Origin of the sequence: Neisseria sp. DTU_2021_1001991_1_SI_NGA_ILE_055 (assembly GCF_032342915.1) — a bacterium.
Classification (GTDB): Bacteria; Pseudomonadota; Gammaproteobacteria; order Burkholderiales; family Neisseriaceae; genus Neisseria.
Genome location: NZ_CP135440.1, coordinates 635579 through 654137, shown reverse-complemented (window position 1 = coordinate 654137; position 18559 = coordinate 635579). Strand labels below are relative to the sequence as shown.

Genomic DNA, 18559 nt, shown 5'->3' with positions numbered 1-18559 from the left:
TTTTTCCGTTGGGAAAGTGTAAAAGCTAATTGAAAAGCAGCCTGCACTTTCAAATGAAGTTGCAGGCTGCTTTTTGCTTTATTTGATTTAAGGTGCTAATACTGAAGGGTCTTCACCCAATCAAGGAAACCGCCCACATCCATCAGCCATTGCTGCTGCTTCGGCGTATAGGTGTTATGCAGGCCTTGGGGTAGGACAAGCTGTATGTTTTCGTCTTGCATTTCCGCCGTTTGGTTTTCACTGATACTCGGTTCCAAGGTAAGCAGGTGTTTATGTGGGATACGGTCGGCTTCATTTAAAATCTGTCGCCAACGGTCTTTGCAGGTGGATTTCGCGCCCAGCATGGTCAGTCGCGAAGCTGGAAATTCGAGATTGTGGTAGTCGTTAATGGAAGGCAGGATAAAATCTGGTTTCTTTTTTCCTTCGGTAACGGGCGTGCGGGAATAGCACAGTTTATGGTCTTGAAAGATTTGTTCCATATGGTTTTCCAGCGCTGAGCCTGCCCGTGATTTACGCCGTTGCAAGGTGCTTTGCACCAGTTTGATAAAGGCTTCGGTGTCTTCCGCGTGGTTTTGGGTCAGTTCGCGCAGGCTGTTGCCCAGCAGGTGTTTCTCCAAAGTTCGGAACAGGATTTCTTCGCGCTCCATCCATCTTAAAAGCGCATTGTCGGGGTCTTCAAAACCAGACAAATCAGGCAGGGTGCTTCGTGCGTAAACCGAAAATTCAGTAGTTTTGGGGAACGTACCGTTAAATTTCAACAGCATCTCATCGAGATAATTGGGTGCTTCATCTTCTATCTCTACCCCGATTTGTTCCAAAACTACTCTGGCAGCAAAGCTGATTCTGTCCTGTTCGTTTTCTAATTCGGATTTGACGGAAAATCCGGGATGGGTCAGGTCTGAAAAACCGAACAACCATAAAATCTGATGTTCTATGGTTGTCCCTTTTTCGGCAACAACGGCCAGCAAAGTATCATCGGATTTCTTTGCGATAACCAGCAAGTCCCCTTCTGCGGCGCATTGTGAAACCAAATTAGTCGGGAAATAAAGCCGATATTCCCAACGCATGACACCACGTTCGATTCTCGCTCTTTGCCGGGCGTCATACCATGTCAAAAAGCCGTCTTCCGCTATCGGTTCGTCGTCTTGGTCTGTCAGATATAAGAATTTGGCGGTAAAACGCACCTTGCCGCTCGGCTCGCCAAGAATATTTTTCAAACCTTCCACGCCATTAAATTCATGTTGGTTTGAGCGGATAACATCGGCTTCCACCGCACTCAACCTTTTAACGGCAACGCCTTCGAAATAATCGGACAAATAACCGCGTTTCATGAGTTTCCCTTTCTTACGCGAATAAAGGCAAGGTAATCGGCGTACTTTCGGCTTCAATCATGGCGCAGATGCGCGGCAGCATAATCCGCGCCACCTCCCGAATAACGGGCATGACGACGCTGTTGCCGAACTGCCTGTACGCCTGCGTATCACTCACCGGTATGCGGAACGTATCGGGAAACCCCATCAGGCGGGCGCATTCGCGCGGGGTCAGACGACGCGGACGTTTGCCTTTCCCCTGCCAAATCAGGATTTCCGAACCGTCTTTGTAATAACGGGCGGAAAGGGTACGGGCGATACCATCGGGGTAAGCCATGCCGAAACCGAAACCGTTGCCTGCGGCGCGGTGTTTTTCCGCATAAGCCTGTAAATATGCCCATAGTTTTGGGGTAAGCGTGTATTTGTCCTGCACTTTGCCGCTTTCATGATTGAAAAAACGGTTTTCATCCCACGGCAGTACGGGTTCGTATCCGTCAGTATTATGCAGAATGGTAGCCAGCTTATGATCTTGCTTGGGCAGTTGTAAATCATCCCAAGAAAAATCGGTTTTTTCGCGGAAACCAACAATAATGATGCGTTCGCGGTGTTGCGGCGTGAAGTGTTGTCCGTCAATAACGCGGTAATGGACTTCGTAGCCCAATTCATCGCGTAGAGTATGCAGAATAACGTCAAACGTATTGCCCTTGTCGTGCGACAACAGGTTTTTCACGTTTTCCAATAGAAAGGCTTTCGGGTGTTTGGCAGCAATAATGCGGGCGACATCAAAAAACAGCGTGCCCTGCGTAGTGCATTCAAACCCGTGCGGCCTGCCGAGTGCGTTTTTCTTGCTGACCCCGGCAATGCTAAACGGCTGGCAGGGAAATCCGGCCAGTAGCACGTCGTGGTTTGGGATGCTTTCAGCAGGAAACGGCACGATGTCGCCGACAAACGGATGCCCGTTACCGTAGTTTTCCAAATAGGTTTTTTTGGAAAAATCGTTCCATTCACTGGTAAAAACGCATTCTCCGCCATGTGCTTCAAAACCCATGCGGATGCCGCCGATGCCCGCAAACAAATCGATAAATTTAAACCTGTATGATTTATTGCCGTGCTCCGTTTGGCCGAGCAAATCACGCAAAGCAGCTTCCAGCATCGGGGGGCAAGGCGTTTCCCCCTTCTCCCACCGCTGGATGGTTTTGGCAGTTTTGCCGATTTTCTGTGCCAATTCCCGCTGCGTATAACGGGTACGCGCCTCTTGGAGCAAGGCTAATGAAGATGTGTGTTCCATAGTTTCCTCTGGGAAATTTTGCGGACATTATGGCTTATTTTTCTCCCTTTATCCAGTATGGATTTCACTATCAGGCAAAATTTTCTAGAAAAGCATGTTATATTTTTCAGGTAGCCTTGCCGTAATTATTCTAAACATGGACAAACTCAACGCCCTAAAATACTTCTGTTCCGCCGCCGAAACCCTGCAATTCCACGAAACCGCACTGCACCTGTCCGTTTCGCCACAAGTGGTAACGCGCGTGATTGCCGAATTGGAACAACATCTCGGCGAACAGCTTTTTACCCGCAACACACGCAATATCCACCTGACCGAGTTTGGCGCAGCCTTCCTGCCGCGCGCCCAGCAGCTCCTTGCCGACAGCGAAAACCTGTTTTCTGCCGCCAAAGAAAAAGACGAGATACGCGGCATCGTCCGCATCACCGTACCACAGTGGAACGATAACGGCCGCATACTCGCCCGCCTGCTGGAAAAATGCGCCGACTATCCCGAACTTTATATCGATTGGCGCAGCAACGACGCCAAACTTAACGCGGTGGAAAACCAACTCGACATCGGCATCCGCATCGGCACACAGGCGGAAGATTTGATGATTGTCCGCAAAATCTGCGACACCACCGACAAAATCGTCGCCTCCCCCGCCTATCTCGCCCGCCACGGCACGCCGCAAAGCCTAGACGAATTAACCGGCCGTTTCCCCGCATCGTCGCTCATTGACGCCAACACTAACCGCCCGTGGGGCTGGCCGCTCAACGCAGAAATGCACGTTTTTCCAAAAAACATCCGTTTCATCACAGACGACCCTGCCAACGAACTCGCCGCTGCGCTGGCAGGCTGCGTTGCCGCCTATATCCCGGAACATCTGTGCCGAACCCACCTGCAAAACGGCAAACTGGTGGAACTCTTCCCCGAAATCCCACGCCGCCCGTGGCAACTCTATATCTACTGCCCGCAACGCACAGTAACTTCCGGGCGCGTGTTAAAGGTGTTCGACTGGCTGACGGAGGTGTTGCGGGAAATGTATGATAAAGAGGCTACCTAAAAATCAAGAAGGCTCAAGCGACATTCATCGTCTGTTTCCGCTTGCCTTCAGGTCGTCTGAAAACTACATTTGGAAATTCAAACCGATGAAGATAAACCCTGAAAACGGCAGCATCATCCTGCCGGACTGCAATATTATTAGTGCACGAACCACGCTTGATGACTGGATTGCATGTTTCCCAAAATCAAGCCCAAATCATCTGCAAACGGGAATAACATTTTTCGGTTTGTCATTTACCAAGCAATCCGAACAATACACCCTTACCGCCCGGTTCGAGCAGCAGCGGCTGGAGCGCTTATCCATATTCTTCTACCCGATAGGCGAGGACAATAGCTGGGCAGCATGGTCGGAGGAGCGCGAATTGCAACGCAGAAAACAATTTGATCGATGGCTGGATAAGCAGCTGGGCGATGCCCCTTGCTCCATTGAAACATCGGCAGCAGGCAAATGCCGCCGATTTACATGGGGCAATGCGGGCGCGTATTACTACAATAAAGACGGCAGTACGATGATCGTCATCAGTTATCGCTGAACGCCTTTCAAAGGATACCCCATGCACTACCGATCGCTCAACGCCGTTCTGGAACAATACAGCAGCAGCCTGCCCCACCATCCCTCCTCCCCAAACAGCCTCGCCCTGCATATCGACCGTCAAACGCAAGGCTACCTGAAACTCCATACACCCGACGGCATCAGCCTGACTTATCAGGACGAACCCGTGTTCTGGTCGTTCTTCAGCCACGATTTATACGACGCTTACCTCATCCGCAGCTACGCCGAAAGCTGGCAGGCATACCAGCCCGTCGCAGATGGACAAGCATTCCAAGCCGTACCGTCCCAAAGGCCGTCTAAACGCCCCTACTCCGAAGCGGGTATCTTTTCAGACGACCTTCAAAACACATTCAGCCGCCCCGCCCTGCAAGCGTTCAACCAACACCATCTAGGCATTCTCCGCAACGATACCAACCTGCGCCGCGCTATCGCCCAACTTAGGCTTTGGAAACAAAACCAAGCCGAGCCGCACACCGTGTCCGAATACGAAAACCGCAACCTGCTCGAATGCAGCCTCGCCGTCGCCCAAGCCGCATACAGGCGGAGACAGACTATCGGAGCACATTTTAATAGTGATTGTTAAGGCTGATAGTGAAAACTTTTCTCCAATAAATAAAACGTCATTGACTGAAAAAGAAAAGGTTCACACATGATTAAGGAAAGATTGAAAGAAAGTAGGAGAAACGGTGGAAACTAAAATGCAGGGATTGACAGTAGTTATAAGTGATAATAACTAATCAACAATGATCTTTGCATTTTGTGGAGAGAAAAAAGCTAGGATTAATGAAATAAGACCATCTGAACAGTTTTGAATAAGTTCAAACAAAGTTGGCACAATTCACTATCTTTACCCTACTCTATTTCGCCAGGCTACAATTAATGGTAAGGTTACAGTAAAATTAACCAGCCTAATTTCTATTAAAACCTATTGATTTTATACTAAAAATTGGAGTACTATGAGCACTCTTTCTAGAGTATCATTAATTCTCATTTGACATATATGAACAAAAAGCGAAATTTGTAGAAGAATAGGGAAAAGGAAATTAATTTATATTATGTTAAATTCATAATACTAGTATTTTAGTCTGCTAAATCTTGTTTCGCTCAGTAGTTCAATTACTTACAGAATTTAAATATAAAAGGCCATCTGAAATGTTTCAGACGGCCTTTTACTATTAGGCTTCATTAAAATACCATTAAGCTACTTACGATGGTCTTTCTGATATTTATCTAAATGAAGGGATAACAAGCAAGTCCCCACCGTCATCCCTGCTGATTAGTCTCCACAAAGTCTGCGCCAGCAAATCTTCAGGCTTGGGCACATCGGGAAAGGGCTTTCCCTTTTCCAAATGTATGGCTTCCCCATTGTGGTTGAACGGCTGCCATACTCCACTGTACGGCACACGGACGGTTTCGCCGTTTTCCACCAGTATCGGCGCAGTTTTAACAATTTTGCCCTCCGGGTCCAATATCCCATCCTTCATATTCGGGTTGTCCCAGCGGTGTGTCCAGTAATAGGTTTTGACAGCATCAAAATGGGGCGCATCGTAAAGGTGGTGCAGGCGGTTGGGAACGGCTTTGATGACCGGCCTTAAGGCTTCGTTCAATGCCTGGTAATTCAAAGGCAGCGGTTCTCCGGCATCGCCGACGTCGGGCAGTTCGTCGATTTTGATGACGGAAACGCCATTTGCCTGCGTTTTGACCGTGATTTCGGGGTACTGGGCCGCCAGCCGCGCCCATACCTGAGGTTCGATACGCATGAATAGGGATTTGCCTAGAATGGTGTACCAAGCGATACTTTTTATGGCATCTGGATAGTCTGAATCTCCCATGAATGCATTGCAGTTGGGCATCACATTATAGTAATGAGTGGCAACCTGGTATTCGTGCGGCTCCCATTCATGATACCCGTAAGGAAGAATACACTCCAAGCCCGCGTAGCCGTGCAGTACGTCGAATTGTGCGCACAGGTAATCCACCCATTCTTCAAATTCCGACCGTTTGGTTTCATCCTTCAACCAACCGATGGGAAAGACGAGCCGCAGGTAGCTGAGGAGGTTGTAGTCATTTTCACCTGTTGGAGACGTTGTCACTGATGTACACAAATAATCATTAGCATAATCTCCCCAGCGTTCGGTACCTATAAATAAAAATAATCCTTTATTTTTTTCAGCATAAACTGATAGTTTATCGATAGTAGTAGCAAATTGTTTTTCAGTAAATTTGACAAACCTCTTATTTTGAAGACTACTAAATAGGCCGTTCAAATATTTGTTATATTTTTCCTGATACTTTCTGAACACATCCAATACCTTCCGCTGCCCGCTTTCACTCCCGCCGCCGTAGAAATATATAGTAATGCCCAGCCCCATCTTGGCATACAGCCTGTGTTCGTCGTCGTACAGTTCGCAACGCTGTGCATGAAACATAATGTCGTTCAAACGGTTTTTTTGTTCTTGAAGGGTCATGCTTTGTCCTATGTAGAGGTCGAATATTTTAAGCCGTCTGAAAAACCGTTTTCAGACGGCCTTCCTATCAATGAAACGGAACATGATCAAAAAACAGGTAATAGCCCTTTTTCCCATAATGCGATTTCCAAAAAATTGGCTTTCTGTACATGTTCGGCATTGAAGGAAGTAAACCATTCGTCGCGGTTGCTAACAATCAGGGTGTTTTTGCCGTCTATGTCGATGGCCTCCGCCGTGTCGGGAATATCGCTTTGACCGATTTTATGCGGCAGCCCTATCATCCATGCACAAGTCCCGCGGTGTGGGAAGACAGCGTAGCTGCCTTCATAATAGTCGGGGGACATGGGGAAACGTATATTGAAAATGTCGTCGTCTATTTCGACCAAAGTAACGGGATAATGTCTGTAAATCAATCTGACTATATCGATGATGTCTTTTTTGTTTAGCAACGGTTTTCTGTCTTCATGACGCCATACGCCGTGAAATGAAAGTTCCAAACGGTTATGTTTTTTCAGCATACAATCTGTTTTAAGTTGGGTATGATAACTGGCAATAATCAAATCCTTATCATCTAAGCTGTCTCCGTATGCAAAAGTATAGAGGTCGATATTGGGGAAAACTATTTCATCGTTATCATCTTCTGCATTAAGCTTGATCATCTTTTGACAGAGTACTTCCATATCTTGGGGTAAATGGAGGGTAATAACCTTTTTTTGTCTTCTGGAATATTCATACCAAAATAAATTCCCATATTTTAGAACATGGATATTATGTCTAATATCGGCAAAAAACTTTTCCATATTTTCCAAGGAAAAACGGATTGTCTCATTTTTATCATATATATCTTCCTGCCTCATATAGGCTCGTATGCGGTAGGTGATTTTTTGTTCATCCTCAGACAAGTCATTAAATCCAGAAACAAACTTTAACATTTTATTTTCCTTTTAAGTTAAATAGACATATCAGATAGATCAGGATTATTTCGATAATATTCTTGTAATTCACGTCTTCTTTTATCCCGTTCTTCTTTATCTTCAAAGGGAGTATGATGGACACTGATAGAATTTTTTGACAATGCTTTAATATCAATAAGCTTTGTAAAAATTTTGTAAGTTTTTATCTCTTTTAAATGCCATTCAAGTTTAATTTCTTTACCTCCTGTCAGCTGACGCTTCTTAATGATGATTTGTTCTTGCTTTTTTAGTTGTTTGACAAATCCTTTAACTACGCTTTCCCAAATCTTTTCTCCATTCTTAATCCGGTCAATCCAATCATACCGGCCTTTGGCTTCAGCCAAGGTGCAGTAATCCTGCCAAAAACCATCCCATCTGTTGTAACCGCCAAAAGACCATTCTGTCAGTAACCCACCTTCATGAATAAAAGCAAATGAAGCCTTCATGTTGGCAATATAAAGCTGGTACTCCACCCAAGGTTTAAACTTACTTTGTTTAACAAAAAACGGTTTCCCCTCACACCGCACCGAAGGTAGGCAGCGGCAGTCCTTCTTCCGATTCCTCGCACTTTCCTCCGCCTCTCTTGCCGTTACTGCCGGACGGGCAATGGCCTGCCCGTTTTCCATTGCGGCAGGTCTGGTTACGGAACTTGGATAGCCAGGTGAAACTGGAAAAGGGGGGCGAATGCCGCTTCCAGGTATAGGGCGGACAGTGCCTCCTGATACGGGGCCAGTATTAGGAACAGGTCGAACACCAATATTTGGTATAGGACGGATGATCCAAGGTACGACTATTCCTCCCATTCGACCTCCATTCCAAACATTTCGTAATTGCGTGCCGCCCAGTCTGCCAAAGCAATCTGATCTTCAATGCCCAGTGCGACAGTTTCGCTTTTACGAATTTCCCTCGCTAACTCGGGATTGTCCATCGGCGTTACGCCGTTGTTGACCGCATAAATGCCGTAACGCACCAAGAGTCTGTCATCGTCCTCAAAACCGTATTTCCGAGCATCCCTCACAACGTCGTCCAAAATCGGATTGAGGTCTTTGCCTTTGATATTGGCCTTTAAAAGGGGAAACTGCTCTTCCCCAGCCTTTCTAATAACCCTTTCCAGCCATTCCTTGGTTTCCAAGTCTTCCAAATAGCGTTGCTGGAATTCGTCCAGTGCGAAAACCATTTCATCGTTATTTTTCATCTGCCTTCCTTTCGTAGAGCTGATATTGCCCGATGCGGGCATCCCAAAACATACATTGGTCGATTTTATTCCAAAAACGTTCTGCCTGGTGCTCTTGCAAGATATTGAGAAATGCGGGCATAACGCGCGGATCGTAAAAGCGGAACAGGACTTCCCTGCCGTTTTTCATGCTGCTATTTAAAAAAATCTGAAGGTGTTTCTGCAATTCGATTAAAGAATAACTGCTCCAAAGCCATATTACGGCGTTTCGTATCTTTTCGGATTTATGCAAGTAATTTAAAGCATCTTCATCCGCATCAAAAGACGGGCTTTCAATCAGGCACAAATGGGGAGCCAAATCAGGATAGATTTCTTCAGGTGTGTTTTCAAACAGACTGACCGAATAAGTAAAGCATCCTATTTTCTGTTTCCTGTCCAGCTCCATTCGAGTGAGTGGATTAAAAGCTGCCATATCGATAACGGCATATAAACTTCTTACCTGATGCCGCTTTCTTCCAAAATTTTCTACAACTTGTTTTTTAGCGTAAAACATATGCACTACCTTCTTCAGCCGCTTTTTTCAAACACGATCGAGATAACCGGGTTTCTTGAATAAGCGGTAATGCAAAATCTTTTTGTGCCGCCCCATTCACCACCAACGGCGCCCTCACCCGCACCACCTTCGGACTCCCGATCTCAACTTCTCCGTTACTCAACTTGATATACGCCCCTTTGCAGGTAATCAGAATCTCCTCCTTCGCCGCAATGGTAATCTTCCCTGCGCTGCTGGTTAACGTTGCATCCTTTAAGGCATTCAGCTGCAACTCGTCATTCTGTGCCTGAACTTCCACTTTACCCTGATTCGCCTGCATCTTGATGCCGCTGCTTTGCGCAAACAGGTTAAGGCTCTCTGCCGCATGGGCGGTCAGGCTTTGGCCGGCGGTAATGTCGGTGTTTGCCCCGCTGACGAGGTGGATGTTTTCATTGGCGGTGTGCAGTTGGCTTTGCTCTGTTGCGGTGGCAATACCGGCCGGGGCGGTTTGGATCAAACCGGCCTCTTTCAGGTCTTTGAGGGCGTCTTTCAGACGGCCCCTTTGGGTCTCTTCATCGGTATTGTGGTTGTCGGCGGTTTGGGCGGCTTTGTTCAGGCTTTTGGCGAGGGAGAGTGCCTGTTCGATTTGTGCGATGGCATCATCCATATCCAGCACTTTGCCGCCGGCATCTTGGTTTTGTGCACTGACGAGTATGCCCTTACCCGCCCGTACGGCACCCCAACCGTCGGTTCTGAGTTCGAAGCCCTCTCCGTTCTCTCCGCGTTTGTTGCGGTTTGAGTCGACGATATGGCCGAGGTTGAGTTGGGATTTTTGGTAGTCGGTGGCGAGTTTGATGTGTTCCTGACCTTTTTGGTCTTCCATCCTCAGTTTGTTGTTCGCCCAGGTACGGATGACGTTCCTTGTATTCCAATCGGCAGGAATGTGGTCGGGGTGGGCGCTGTCGTGCATGACGCCGGAGATATACGGACGGTCGGGGTTGCCTTGGACGAAGGAAAGCATCACTTCGGTGCCTTCGTGTAATGGGAAGTGGATGCCGTATTCGGGACCGGCATAGGGTTTGGCCAGTCGGACGGGACGGCTTTCCCCGCCCGGACTCCATTCGTCCAGGTCAAACGGCAGTTTGACGCGGTAGCGGCCCATGTCGTCGATGTAGGCGTAGGTGCAGTTTTCCGCCGCGGTCACCCGTGCCGGTAAGGTACCATCGATATGCGGACGCGGGGTGGTGCGTTCGGGACGGTAGGCGAGTTGGGCGGGAATGGCGGTAAAGGTATGGCTGTAGGCGGTATCGCGGCTGCCGCTGTGTTCCATACTGAGCACCAGCCAGCCGTCGGGTGCTTCGGGGAAGGAGACATCGGTTTGGAACACCTTCATCGGCGTCATGGAGACGACGTTGCCGCTGCCGGCAGCGACGGTTTGGCGGCAGAGGACGGCTTCGTTCAACAGGGTCGTCTGAACTTGGGCTTCGTCGGGGGTTTTGGGATGAAGGCCCCAATGCTGCTGTTTGCCCAATAAGACGGTATTGTCGGCAGATTCTTCGGATTGTTTGTTGTCGGTTTCGGCAAAGAGGTCGGTATCGGCGCTGCGGTAGTTGTAGTCAGACGTGCGTATGCCTTCGACAATGGGGTTGTGGCAGATGCTTAAGTTGAACAGTGCTTCGGTACCGACACTCTCCAATCCGGCATGGGGGCGGTAGGAAACGGGTAAGCCTTGGCTGCGCAAATAGTGCTCGGGACTGTCGCCGAAGACGACTACGTCGCCATGTTGTTCATGCTGTTCGAAGGCATACCAGATGCCTTCTTCTTCACACAGACGGTTGATAAAGTCGAAGTCGCTTTCGAGATACTGGGTCACATACTCGCGGACGCTGTAGTTGCGGCTCTTTTGGAAACGGTAGTCGACACCGGAGAAGCCGTGGTGTTTGAAGACCGCTGCAACGATGTCGGGGACGGTTTGGTGTTGGAACAGCCGGGAGGTTTGGAAATGTTTCATTGCCGCGAAACGCGGCTCTAAAACAAAGCGGTAAACGGTTTCATCCTTGGAGACGGACAGTTTCTCGCATGAGGTGATAATGCCCTGCCATTGCTTCGCAGGCGGGTCGTCTGAAGCAGCCCCGAATGCACTGACCACTTCCGACAGTAAGCCTTCCTGCGGACGAATCTCAAACGCTGCGCGCTGGTTGAGGTAGGAAGACAGCGGCAGGGAGGAATCGGTAGAGGTGGCGGTGATTTCGACACGGTAAGCGGTATTGACTGCTTCTGATGCGCTGAAGGAGCGGACTGAAAGTGAGGGGAAAAAACGGGCAAAGATGAGGTGGTAGGATTGGCGGGCGGTCATAAGGGTAATATCCGACTGACGATGAACACTGTATGGTAACGGGGATAATACCGATGGTAAAGCGAATGGGATGAATGGGAAAAAGGCCGTCTGAACGGTTGAAATAAGGGATAAAGAGTCATTTTACCCTGCCCTATTCCACCATTCAGGGAAAAAGTGGTAAATTAAGCAGCTTAAAACCTATTGATTTTATACTAAAAATTGGAGTACTATGAACACACTCTCTTGAGTATCATTAATTCTCATTTGACATATAGGAACAAAACAGCGGAATTTGTAGAAGAATAGGGAAAAGGAAATTAATTTATATTATGTTAAATTTATAATACTAGTATTTTAGTCTGCTAACTCCTGTTTCTCTCAGTAGTACAATCACATACAAAATTCAAAAGTAAAAGGCCGCCTGAAAGGTTTTTCAGACGGCCTTTTATCAATTGCCCCAGCTTTTTCTCAATAAATCCCTTGTTGAGACCTTTGCAAAATTCCTTTCCTTCCGACAGCCGAGATCCAAACAAAGATTTTCGGCTGTTTTTGTTTCAAATATCCACTGATTCTACCCAAATCCCCCCTTAATCCCCCCTTGGATACCTGATTAATCAGGCATCCGGGCCGCCTTTTAGGCAGCAACAGGCACACTTAGCCTGTTGGCGGCTTTCAAAAGGTTCAAACACATCGCTTTCAGATGGCTTTGTACACTCACTTTAATCAGCCCGAAATAGGCTGCCCTAGCATAGCGGAACTTACGGTGCAGCGTACCGAAGCTTTGTTCGACCACATAACGGGTCTTCGATAGATGTCGGTTACGTTTGGTTTGCGCTTCCGTCAGCGGACGGTTGCGGTGGGCTTTGCGCATAATACCGTCCTGCAGCCGATACTCTTTCAAATGTTGCCGGTTTTCCTCACTGTCATAGCCTTTATCAGCATAGACAGTCGTACCTGTGGGCAGTCCTTCCAACAAAGGCGACAGCTGTTCGCATTCATGGACATTGGCGGGGGTAATGTGCAGTTTCTCGATATAGCCTTCCGCATTGGTACGGGTATGTTGTTTGTAACCGAGTTTGTAGAGGCCGTTTTTCTTGATCCAACGGGCATCGCTGTCTTTACTCGGTGTGGTTTGGCCGCTGACTTGTCCTTCTTCATCGACTTCTATGGCCTGACGCTGTTTGCTGCCGGCGGTTTGAATAATGGTGGCGTCAATGACGGCGGCGTCAATGATGGCGGCGGATGCTTTCTCTACTTTTAGGTTTTTTTCGGTCAGTTGGCGGTTAATCAGTTTGAGCAATTCGGACAGGGTGTTGTCTTACGCCAGCCAGTTGCGGTAGCGGCATAAGGTGCTGTAATCGGGGATACTCAGTTCGTCAAAACGGCAAAACAGGTTGAAATCGATGCGGGTGATGAGGCTGTGTTCGAGTTCGGGATCAGAGAGGCTGTGCCATTGTCCGAGCAGGACGGCTTTGAACATGGACAACAGGGGATAGGCGGGGCGGCTGCGGTGGTCTCGAAGGTAACGGGTTTTTTGACGATTCAGGTATTGTTCGATCGGTTGCCAATCAATCACTTGATCCAATTTCAATAGTGGGAAGCGGTCGATGTGTTTGGCAATCATGGCTTGTGCGGTTTGCTGGAAGAAGGTACTCATGAAAAATCCCCTAAATGTCTTTGTGGGAATTTAGGGGATTTTGAGGAATTTTGCAAAGGTCTCTGCCCGTATCGGACTTTTTTATCATCCGGGCGGAGAGGTAACCAATACTTCGCTGGAAAATAAATCATGGCTGGGTAAAACCACCTTCCGCCTGCCGAACTGCCAAACGCTCAAATTCGGCCTGCGCCATACCGACTCCACTTTCGGCGAAATCATGCCTTCCCGCGTCATTGGTCCGATTTTCAGTACTCCCGACAATTTGAATAAAATTGGGGAGTGGCCAAGGGCATGGGTTAAACAGCGTTCCTACAATATCGATTATGCGTGGAAGCCTGAGGGCAGCCGCTGGATAGATTTGAACGCATCATTGTGGACAACCCGTACCAAATCCAAAACCAATACCGCAGGCGGTTCACCCGGCGATGCGCTGTATGAAGACAGGGTGGACAATTTAATGATGTGGAAAACTGTGAGGAGTCGCTGGAATACCTACAATGAGGAAACCAAGCGCATGTATGAGGCATTGGGTTACACGAAAAAACCGGATGTTGTCGAACAGCTTCCGAATACCAACGGGCGCTTCAATACCATAGAGGGCAATGCCTACTATGCCAACAATACCCGCAACGGTTTCAATTTTTCCAACCACATGAAGCCGCATGATAAGCTGACGTTGACTTTGATGGGTGACTTCCAAAATGAAAAATTGAGATCGCGCAATGAGTTTTCAGAAGAATTGAGCCATGACGGCTTGGACAAATACAGGGAGGAAATAGAAGCACAGCAATTGGTTACCAATACCCAGTTGACAGGATTCGGCGAACCGAGAAACGGCAGACGCAGGGAATGGAATCTCAGCTTCAATTTCCGCTACCGGCCGCTGAGCTGGCTGACTTTGACAGCAGGTGCACGCTATACCAATTTCAAGATACAGGACGACAACGAGCGGTTGAAAACCGGATTTGACAAATACAACAATCCCTTACAAGTCAATCGAGGTGAGGTATTTCAGTTTACCCGTGTAGCAACCGAGCAGGAATATCGTGATTATCTGAATGCGGTTAACAATGACGAATTCAATGCGGCAAGAGACAGTATCGTAATAGATGATAGAGGGGTGGCAATATTAAATCCCACTCCCCATAATGACGAAAACAGACCAAGGCTGGATAAGCTGAAATACTATTGGCGTAAAGACGATAGAGGTCGTCTGGATCCTGCTGACAACCCCTGGTTTACCGTTTCCGATTTACACAGCCAAACCGTCAATCCTGCCTACGATCCAAATGATCCGGACAGTCTGCGCACAGTCCAGAAATATACGTTTATGCCTCGTAGCGACAAAATATACAGATCCCCGATTACCCCTGCTGAACTACAACGTGCCCACAAACAGGGTGGCAGCGGATGGGCTCCTGCATTCTCAGCCGCCGTCAATTTTACCGATAATGCCCGAGCCTATCTGCGCTATACCGAATCCCTACGTTTCCCCAGCATATTTGAGGGGACTTATGGCTTCTCGACTGCTGCGGGTTCATTTGCACGAATGGGATACGGTTGGCAGCCCGAACACGCCAAACACTGGGAAGTCGGCTACATTCATGATTTAACCGGACTGTTTCCGAAAATGAAAAATGCGGATTTCCGCATCAACTACTTCCGCAACAAAACCAAAAATATCATCGACAGGGACGAGAATTTTGAATTCGAGCAATTCGACAAACAAATCCGTACCGGCGTGGAATTGCAGGCGCGCTTTGATACCGGCAAATTTTTCGGTGGCGTAGGCGTATTGCGTACACTGAAAAATAAAATCTGCGACAAATCTTTTGCCGTTTCCAGTGTACATGATTCCAGTTACTTGACTGGCGGCGGATTTATTCCTGCTCCCGAATGTAATTACGGCGGTTTGACCGATAAAGGTTATCTTGCCAGTATGGTTCAGCCGCGCTGGTCGGTTGATGCCGACTTGGGTGGACGCTTCTTCCACAACAAATTGGAAAGCGGTATCCGCTTTCATTACCACAGCCGTGTTTATCAAAACCGCCGTACGGTATGGCAGGCATATTACGATCAATTAAATCGTATCAATGACTATAATCTTCAAGCGGATACAGATACCATGCGCTGGCAGCCTGTTGCGGTATGGGATGCCTACTTGCGCTACAAAATCGGCAAGAACCTGACTGCCGAGCTTGTAGGCAGCAATCTGACCAACCGCTACTACCTCGACCCGATGAGCCGTTCCTATATGCCCGCACCTGGGCGGACGATTAAAATCGGAATTAGTGGGAAATTTTAAGATTATTGGAATTACTTCGCTCTACAATCTGATTTTTTGAAACAAAAAATCAGAACTATTCAAAAATTTACAAAATATTGCAATTATAAAAACGATAGTAATTTTTATTTACATAAATTATTATTGGGTATTATAGTTTCAATACTTTCAAACGATGCAGGGTTTGAACCAAGCTCTCCTCTCACGAACGGTCAGGAGCAGTCATTTTTCCGTATCTTTGGAAGGGTTTGTATTTTTAATCCTATTTTGGAGCAAATGTTATGAAACTTTCAAAAATCATCTTAGCGTTGGGTGCGGTTTCCGCCGCTTCCTTTGTATTTGCTGCTAATCCTGCCTCTTATGCGACAAATTCCATCAAAGCTGCCAATGTCAAGCATTTGGAGACAGGTGTTGACACTGATACCCCCACTTATATAGATAAGGCGGCGATTAAGATTGTCGATAGCACTGCAAAAGGCAATGTAGCCAACAATAAACCGGTTGCATTTGCGAAAATGGATAAAGTGGCAAAAAACCCTGCCGTTAGAGCTTTGGCAAGTGGCGTAATCGGTAAAGACAGAAACGGCGTTACCGTTGCCAATCTGTACCGGATGACCGGTGTATGGCATTTGATTCCGGGAATGCCCGACCATTCCAAATTGGGTCGTCTGTCTTACGCACAAGTCGGCAATTTAGATGTCTATTTCGGTGATTGGTCTAATGTTGCACCTAGTGCGGCTGTCGGTACAAAAGGTACGAATTACACCGCCTTCTATAGCGGCACGGGTCGAACCACCAATCTACCGACTACGGGTACTGCCACTTATACGGTTAAGGGTATCAACCAATATCATACGCAAAATACAGCCCTCTTAAACGGTACGCTGAAAGCCGATTTCGGTAAACGGACGCTGAACGGCGAAATGAAACGCGCAGGTTTGAATGTCGCCATCAACAATGCCACGATTAATACGGCGCAGGCTTCATTTGAAGGTAAAGCTACGGCAAACAAAGTGGCCGGTACGACCCACGGTCATTTCTTCGGCAACCAAGGTGCAGCGATTGCTGGCGTGGCTGATTTTGGCCTAAACCATGCCTATAACACTGCCTTTGGCGGTACGAAAACCGGCAAATAATGAATCATAATGCGATAAGGCGGACGGTTTTTGTTGTTCCCCATTCCGTCCGCCTATAAAACACAAATCATTCGACACACAATGCATATCGTACAGGGCCGTTCGGAAATATCGGGCTTCGCAATGCGTTTAAGCCGGTATTTTCCGAACGGCCCGTGAGTTTGAAGGTGTGCTGTTCCGATGGGCTTGAGAAGCTCATTTTCAGACGATCCGGCAGGGGATTTCATTCAAATAAACAATGCTCTTGCCCGGTAAAGATGAAATGTCAGTTTTTCTTTGAAAAGGTCGTCTGAAAAACAAAGCCGTCCGATACATAGGAAAGAATTTTATGAAACGCCTTTTGCTCCTTCCTTTTTTTATCAGTCTGCTGCCCTACGCGTTTGCCGACGACAGGGAAGACCGCTTCATGCAGCTCAAACAGGGGACGGAACTCCGCCGCGCGCAGCAGGAAAGGAACGAAGCGGACAATACGGCGGTTAAGTTCGGCGCGGGAGAAGTGCAGGACGGCGAAGATTTGGCGCTGTCGCTGATGAAGGCGGTCAACGTGCAAAACGAAGAGGAAACGGCTCGGCTGTTGGACATTTACCGCCGTCAGGATATTTACGATCCCGATATAGTGCTGTTTGCCGAGGCCAATCAGGCGGTGTTCCGTGACGATTTGAAGGCCGCGCTGGCGAAATACCGCGAGCTTTACCGCAAAAATTCCGAATTCCTGCGTGGCCGCTTGGATTTGGCGCGGCTGCTGTTTATAGACAAACAAAACAAAGAATCGGCGGCATTGTTCGACGGCATCGATATTCCCGAAGTGCCCGCCGTCAATGAGAAAATCAAAGTGTTTGCCGATGCTTTGAAGAAACGCGATGCGTGGAACGGCTCGGTTTCGTTCGGCGCGGGTTACGACACCAATTTAAACCAATCGTCGGGCGCGACGGTTGTCCGCAATCAGACAAGCTGCGGTTTCGATTCGAACGGGCAGCCGATCCTAGACGGCGACGGAATGCTGTCCTGCCGCAACGAACGGCTTGACGCCTACGCGCCCGATGCGTTGAAAAACCGGATGTGGGTATATGAAGCCAACTTAAGCAGACGCATTTCGCTCAACGGCCACCACGGCCTGCAACTGGGCGGCTATGCATGGGGGCGGCTCTATCCCGGCAACAAGGAATACGGCGAACACAATATCAACGTCAGCCCCGCTTACAGTTTTCAGAGCAAAGACCATTCCTTCAGTATCGGCCCGCAGGTGCAATATGAATGGTCGGGCGGCAAACTGCGCGACAGCAGCGCCGGCATCAGCACGGCATACAGCCGCACCTTTTCCGACCAAGCCTCGCTGGGCGTGCAGCTCGACCACAAATACGACCGCTACCGCGGCGAATTAAAACATTTCAGCGGCCCGCAGACGCTTCTGTTCACCACCGCCATCTACGCCCTGCCGAAAGACTGGCTGATATTCGGCGGCTACGACTATCTACGCAAAAACAGCCGCGAAAAAGTGGATTCCTACCGTCGACACGGCCTGCGCGCGGGTGTCAACAAACGTTTTGAATCCGGTATCGACGCTACCTTTCAGGCAATCTGGCGCAAAACAGCCTATCAGGACTACCATGCCTGGCTGGAAACCCGCCGTCATGATTTCGAACGCACCTATCAGTTGGACATCAAATTCGATCGCCCTTTCCTTCGCGGCATCACGCCCGTTTTCAGCATCAAACACACCGACAACAAAAGCTCGTCTTGGTTAAATCGTTATGAACGGAATGAATTTCTAATTAAAATAGAACATAGGTTTTGAAATTAAAGGTCAGCCAGATTATATCTTGTA

General features: G+C 48.1%; 12 protein-coding genes and 3 pseudogenes. 6 read left to right on the top strand and 9 right to left on the bottom strand.

Going from position 1 to position 18559, the window contains the following annotated elements; all coding sequences use genetic code 11:
- Window positions 1-95: 95 nt before the first annotated feature.
- Window positions 96-1331, bottom strand: coding sequence for a type II restriction endonuclease (locus tag RRV97_RS03045; protein ID WP_315611940.1), 1236 nt, complete (start codon window positions 1329-1331; stop codon window positions 96-98).
- 13 nt (window positions 1332-1344) lie between these two features.
- Window positions 1345-2598, bottom strand: a complete 1254-nt coding sequence (gene dcm / locus RRV97_RS03040; protein ID WP_107848950.1) for a DNA (cytosine-5-)-methyltransferase — start codon at window positions 2596-2598, stop codon at window positions 1345-1347.
- A 136-nt stretch (window positions 2599-2734) separates the two neighbouring features.
- Between dcm and RRV97_RS03035 the strand changes: the two genes are divergently transcribed.
- The 3 genes and pseudogenes from RRV97_RS03035 to RRV97_RS03025 all read left to right on the top strand — a co-directional run.
- Window positions 2735-3640, top strand: coding sequence for a LysR family transcriptional regulator (locus tag RRV97_RS03035; RefSeq protein ID WP_315611939.1), 906 nt, complete (start codon window positions 2735-2737; stop codon window positions 3638-3640).
- An 85-nt stretch (window positions 3641-3725) separates the two neighbouring features.
- Window positions 3726-4172: a hypothetical protein gene (locus tag RRV97_RS03030; protein WP_003746726.1), complete on the top strand. Its 447-nt coding sequence runs from the start codon at window positions 3726-3728 to the stop codon at window positions 4170-4172.
- Between the two features lie 258 nt (window positions 4173-4430).
- Window positions 4431-4775, top strand: a pseudogene (locus RRV97_RS03025) (L-aspartate oxidase); the annotation flags it as partial.
- Between the two features lie 643 nt (window positions 4776-5418).
- On the opposite strand, the gene RRV97_RS03020 reads toward RRV97_RS03025, so the two are convergent.
- From RRV97_RS03020 to RRV97_RS02990, 7 genes and pseudogenes are all read right to left on the bottom strand, one after another.
- Window positions 5419-6660: a type VI immunity family protein gene (locus tag RRV97_RS03020; protein WP_315611938.1), complete on the bottom strand. Its 1242-nt coding sequence runs from the start codon at window positions 6658-6660 to the stop codon at window positions 5419-5421.
- A gap of 86 nt (window positions 6661-6746) precedes the next feature.
- Window positions 6747-7592, bottom strand: a complete 846-nt coding sequence (locus tag RRV97_RS03015; RefSeq protein ID WP_315611937.1) for an Imm52 family immunity protein — start codon at window positions 7590-7592, stop codon at window positions 6747-6749.
- Window positions 7593-7609: 17 nt separating this feature from the next.
- Window positions 7610-8416: a Tox-REase-5 domain-containing protein gene (locus tag RRV97_RS03010; protein WP_315611936.1), complete on the bottom strand. Its 807-nt coding sequence runs from the start codon at window positions 8414-8416 to the stop codon at window positions 7610-7612.
- Entirely contained in the window at window positions 8404-8808 is a 405-nt protein-coding gene (locus RRV97_RS03005) for a hypothetical protein (RefSeq protein ID WP_315611935.1), read from the bottom strand. Before RRV97_RS03005 ends, RRV97_RS03010 begins: the two co-directional genes overlap by 13 nt.
- Window positions 8798-9340 (bottom strand): DUF4123 domain-containing protein, encoded by a 543-nt coding sequence (locus tag RRV97_RS03000; protein WP_315611934.1) that lies wholly within the window; start codon window positions 9338-9340, stop codon window positions 8798-8800. The genes RRV97_RS03005 and RRV97_RS03000 overlap by 11 nt, the downstream gene beginning before the upstream one ends.
- Window positions 9327-11675, bottom strand: coding sequence for a type VI secretion system Vgr family protein (locus RRV97_RS02995; RefSeq protein WP_315611933.1), 2349 nt, complete (start codon window positions 11673-11675; stop codon window positions 9327-9329). The genes RRV97_RS03000 and RRV97_RS02995 overlap by 14 nt, the downstream gene beginning before the upstream one ends.
- 616 nt (window positions 11676-12291) lie before the next feature.
- A pseudogene (locus tag RRV97_RS02990) lies at window positions 12292-13314 on the bottom strand (IS5 family transposase).
- Between the two features lie 64 nt (window positions 13315-13378).
- Between RRV97_RS02990 and RRV97_RS02985 the strand changes: the two are divergent.
- From RRV97_RS02985 to RRV97_RS02975, 3 genes and pseudogenes are all read left to right on the top strand, one after another.
- Window positions 13379-15619, top strand: a pseudogene (locus tag RRV97_RS02985) (TonB-dependent receptor domain-containing protein); the annotation flags it as partial.
- Between the two features lie 260 nt (window positions 15620-15879).
- Window positions 15880-16734, top strand: a complete 855-nt coding sequence (locus RRV97_RS02980; RefSeq protein WP_315611931.1) for a Slam-dependent surface lipoprotein — start codon at window positions 15880-15882, stop codon at window positions 16732-16734.
- Between the two features lie 328 nt (window positions 16735-17062).
- A complete protein-coding gene (locus RRV97_RS02975) occupies window positions 17063-18529 on the top strand; it encodes a surface lipoprotein assembly modifier (RefSeq protein ID WP_315611930.1) in 1467 nt (488 codons plus the stop codon).
- Window positions 18530-18559 lie beyond the last annotated feature (30 nt).

What these genes read in the sequence shown, in the direction of transcription:
- RRV97_RS03045 (WP_315611940.1), bottom strand. Translation starts at nt 1,331, where the DNA reads ATGAAACGCGGTTATTTGTCCGATTATTTCGAAGGCGTTGCCGTTAAA.
- dcm (WP_107848950.1), bottom strand. Translation starts at nt 2,598, where the DNA reads ATGGAACACACATCTTCATTAGCCTTGCTCCAAGAGGCGCGTACCCGT.
- RRV97_RS03035 (WP_315611939.1), top strand. Translation starts at nt 2,735, where the DNA reads ATGGACAAACTCAACGCCCTAAAATACTTCTGTTCCGCCGCCGAAACC.
- RRV97_RS03030 (WP_003746726.1), top strand. Translation starts at nt 3,726, where the DNA reads ATGAAGATAAACCCTGAAAACGGCAGCATCATCCTGCCGGACTGCAAT.
- RRV97_RS03020 (WP_315611938.1), bottom strand. Translation starts at nt 6,660, where the DNA reads ATGACCCTTCAAGAACAAAAAAACCGTTTGAACGACATTATGTTTCAT.
- RRV97_RS03015 (WP_315611937.1), bottom strand. Translation starts at nt 7,592, where the DNA reads ATGTTAAAGTTTGTTTCTGGATTTAATGACTTGTCTGAGGATGAACAA.
- RRV97_RS03010 (WP_315611936.1), bottom strand. Translation starts at nt 8,416, where the DNA reads ATGGGAGGAATAGTCGTACCTTGGATCATCCGTCCTATACCAAATATT.
- RRV97_RS03005 (WP_315611935.1), bottom strand. Translation starts at nt 8,808, where the DNA reads ATGAAAAATAACGATGAAATGGTTTTCGCACTGGACGAATTCCAGCAA.
- RRV97_RS03000 (WP_315611934.1), bottom strand. Translation starts at nt 9,340, where the DNA reads ATGTTTTACGCTAAAAAACAAGTTGTAGAAAATTTTGGAAGAAAGCGG.
- RRV97_RS02995 (WP_315611933.1), bottom strand. Translation starts at nt 11,675, where the DNA reads ATGACCGCCCGCCAATCCTACCACCTCATCTTTGCCCGTTTTTTCCCC.
- RRV97_RS02980 (WP_315611931.1), top strand. Translation starts at nt 15,880, where the DNA reads ATGAAACTTTCAAAAATCATCTTAGCGTTGGGTGCGGTTTCCGCCGCT.
- RRV97_RS02975 (WP_315611930.1), top strand. Translation starts at nt 17,063, where the DNA reads ATGAAACGCCTTTTGCTCCTTCCTTTTTTTATCAGTCTGCTGCCCTAC.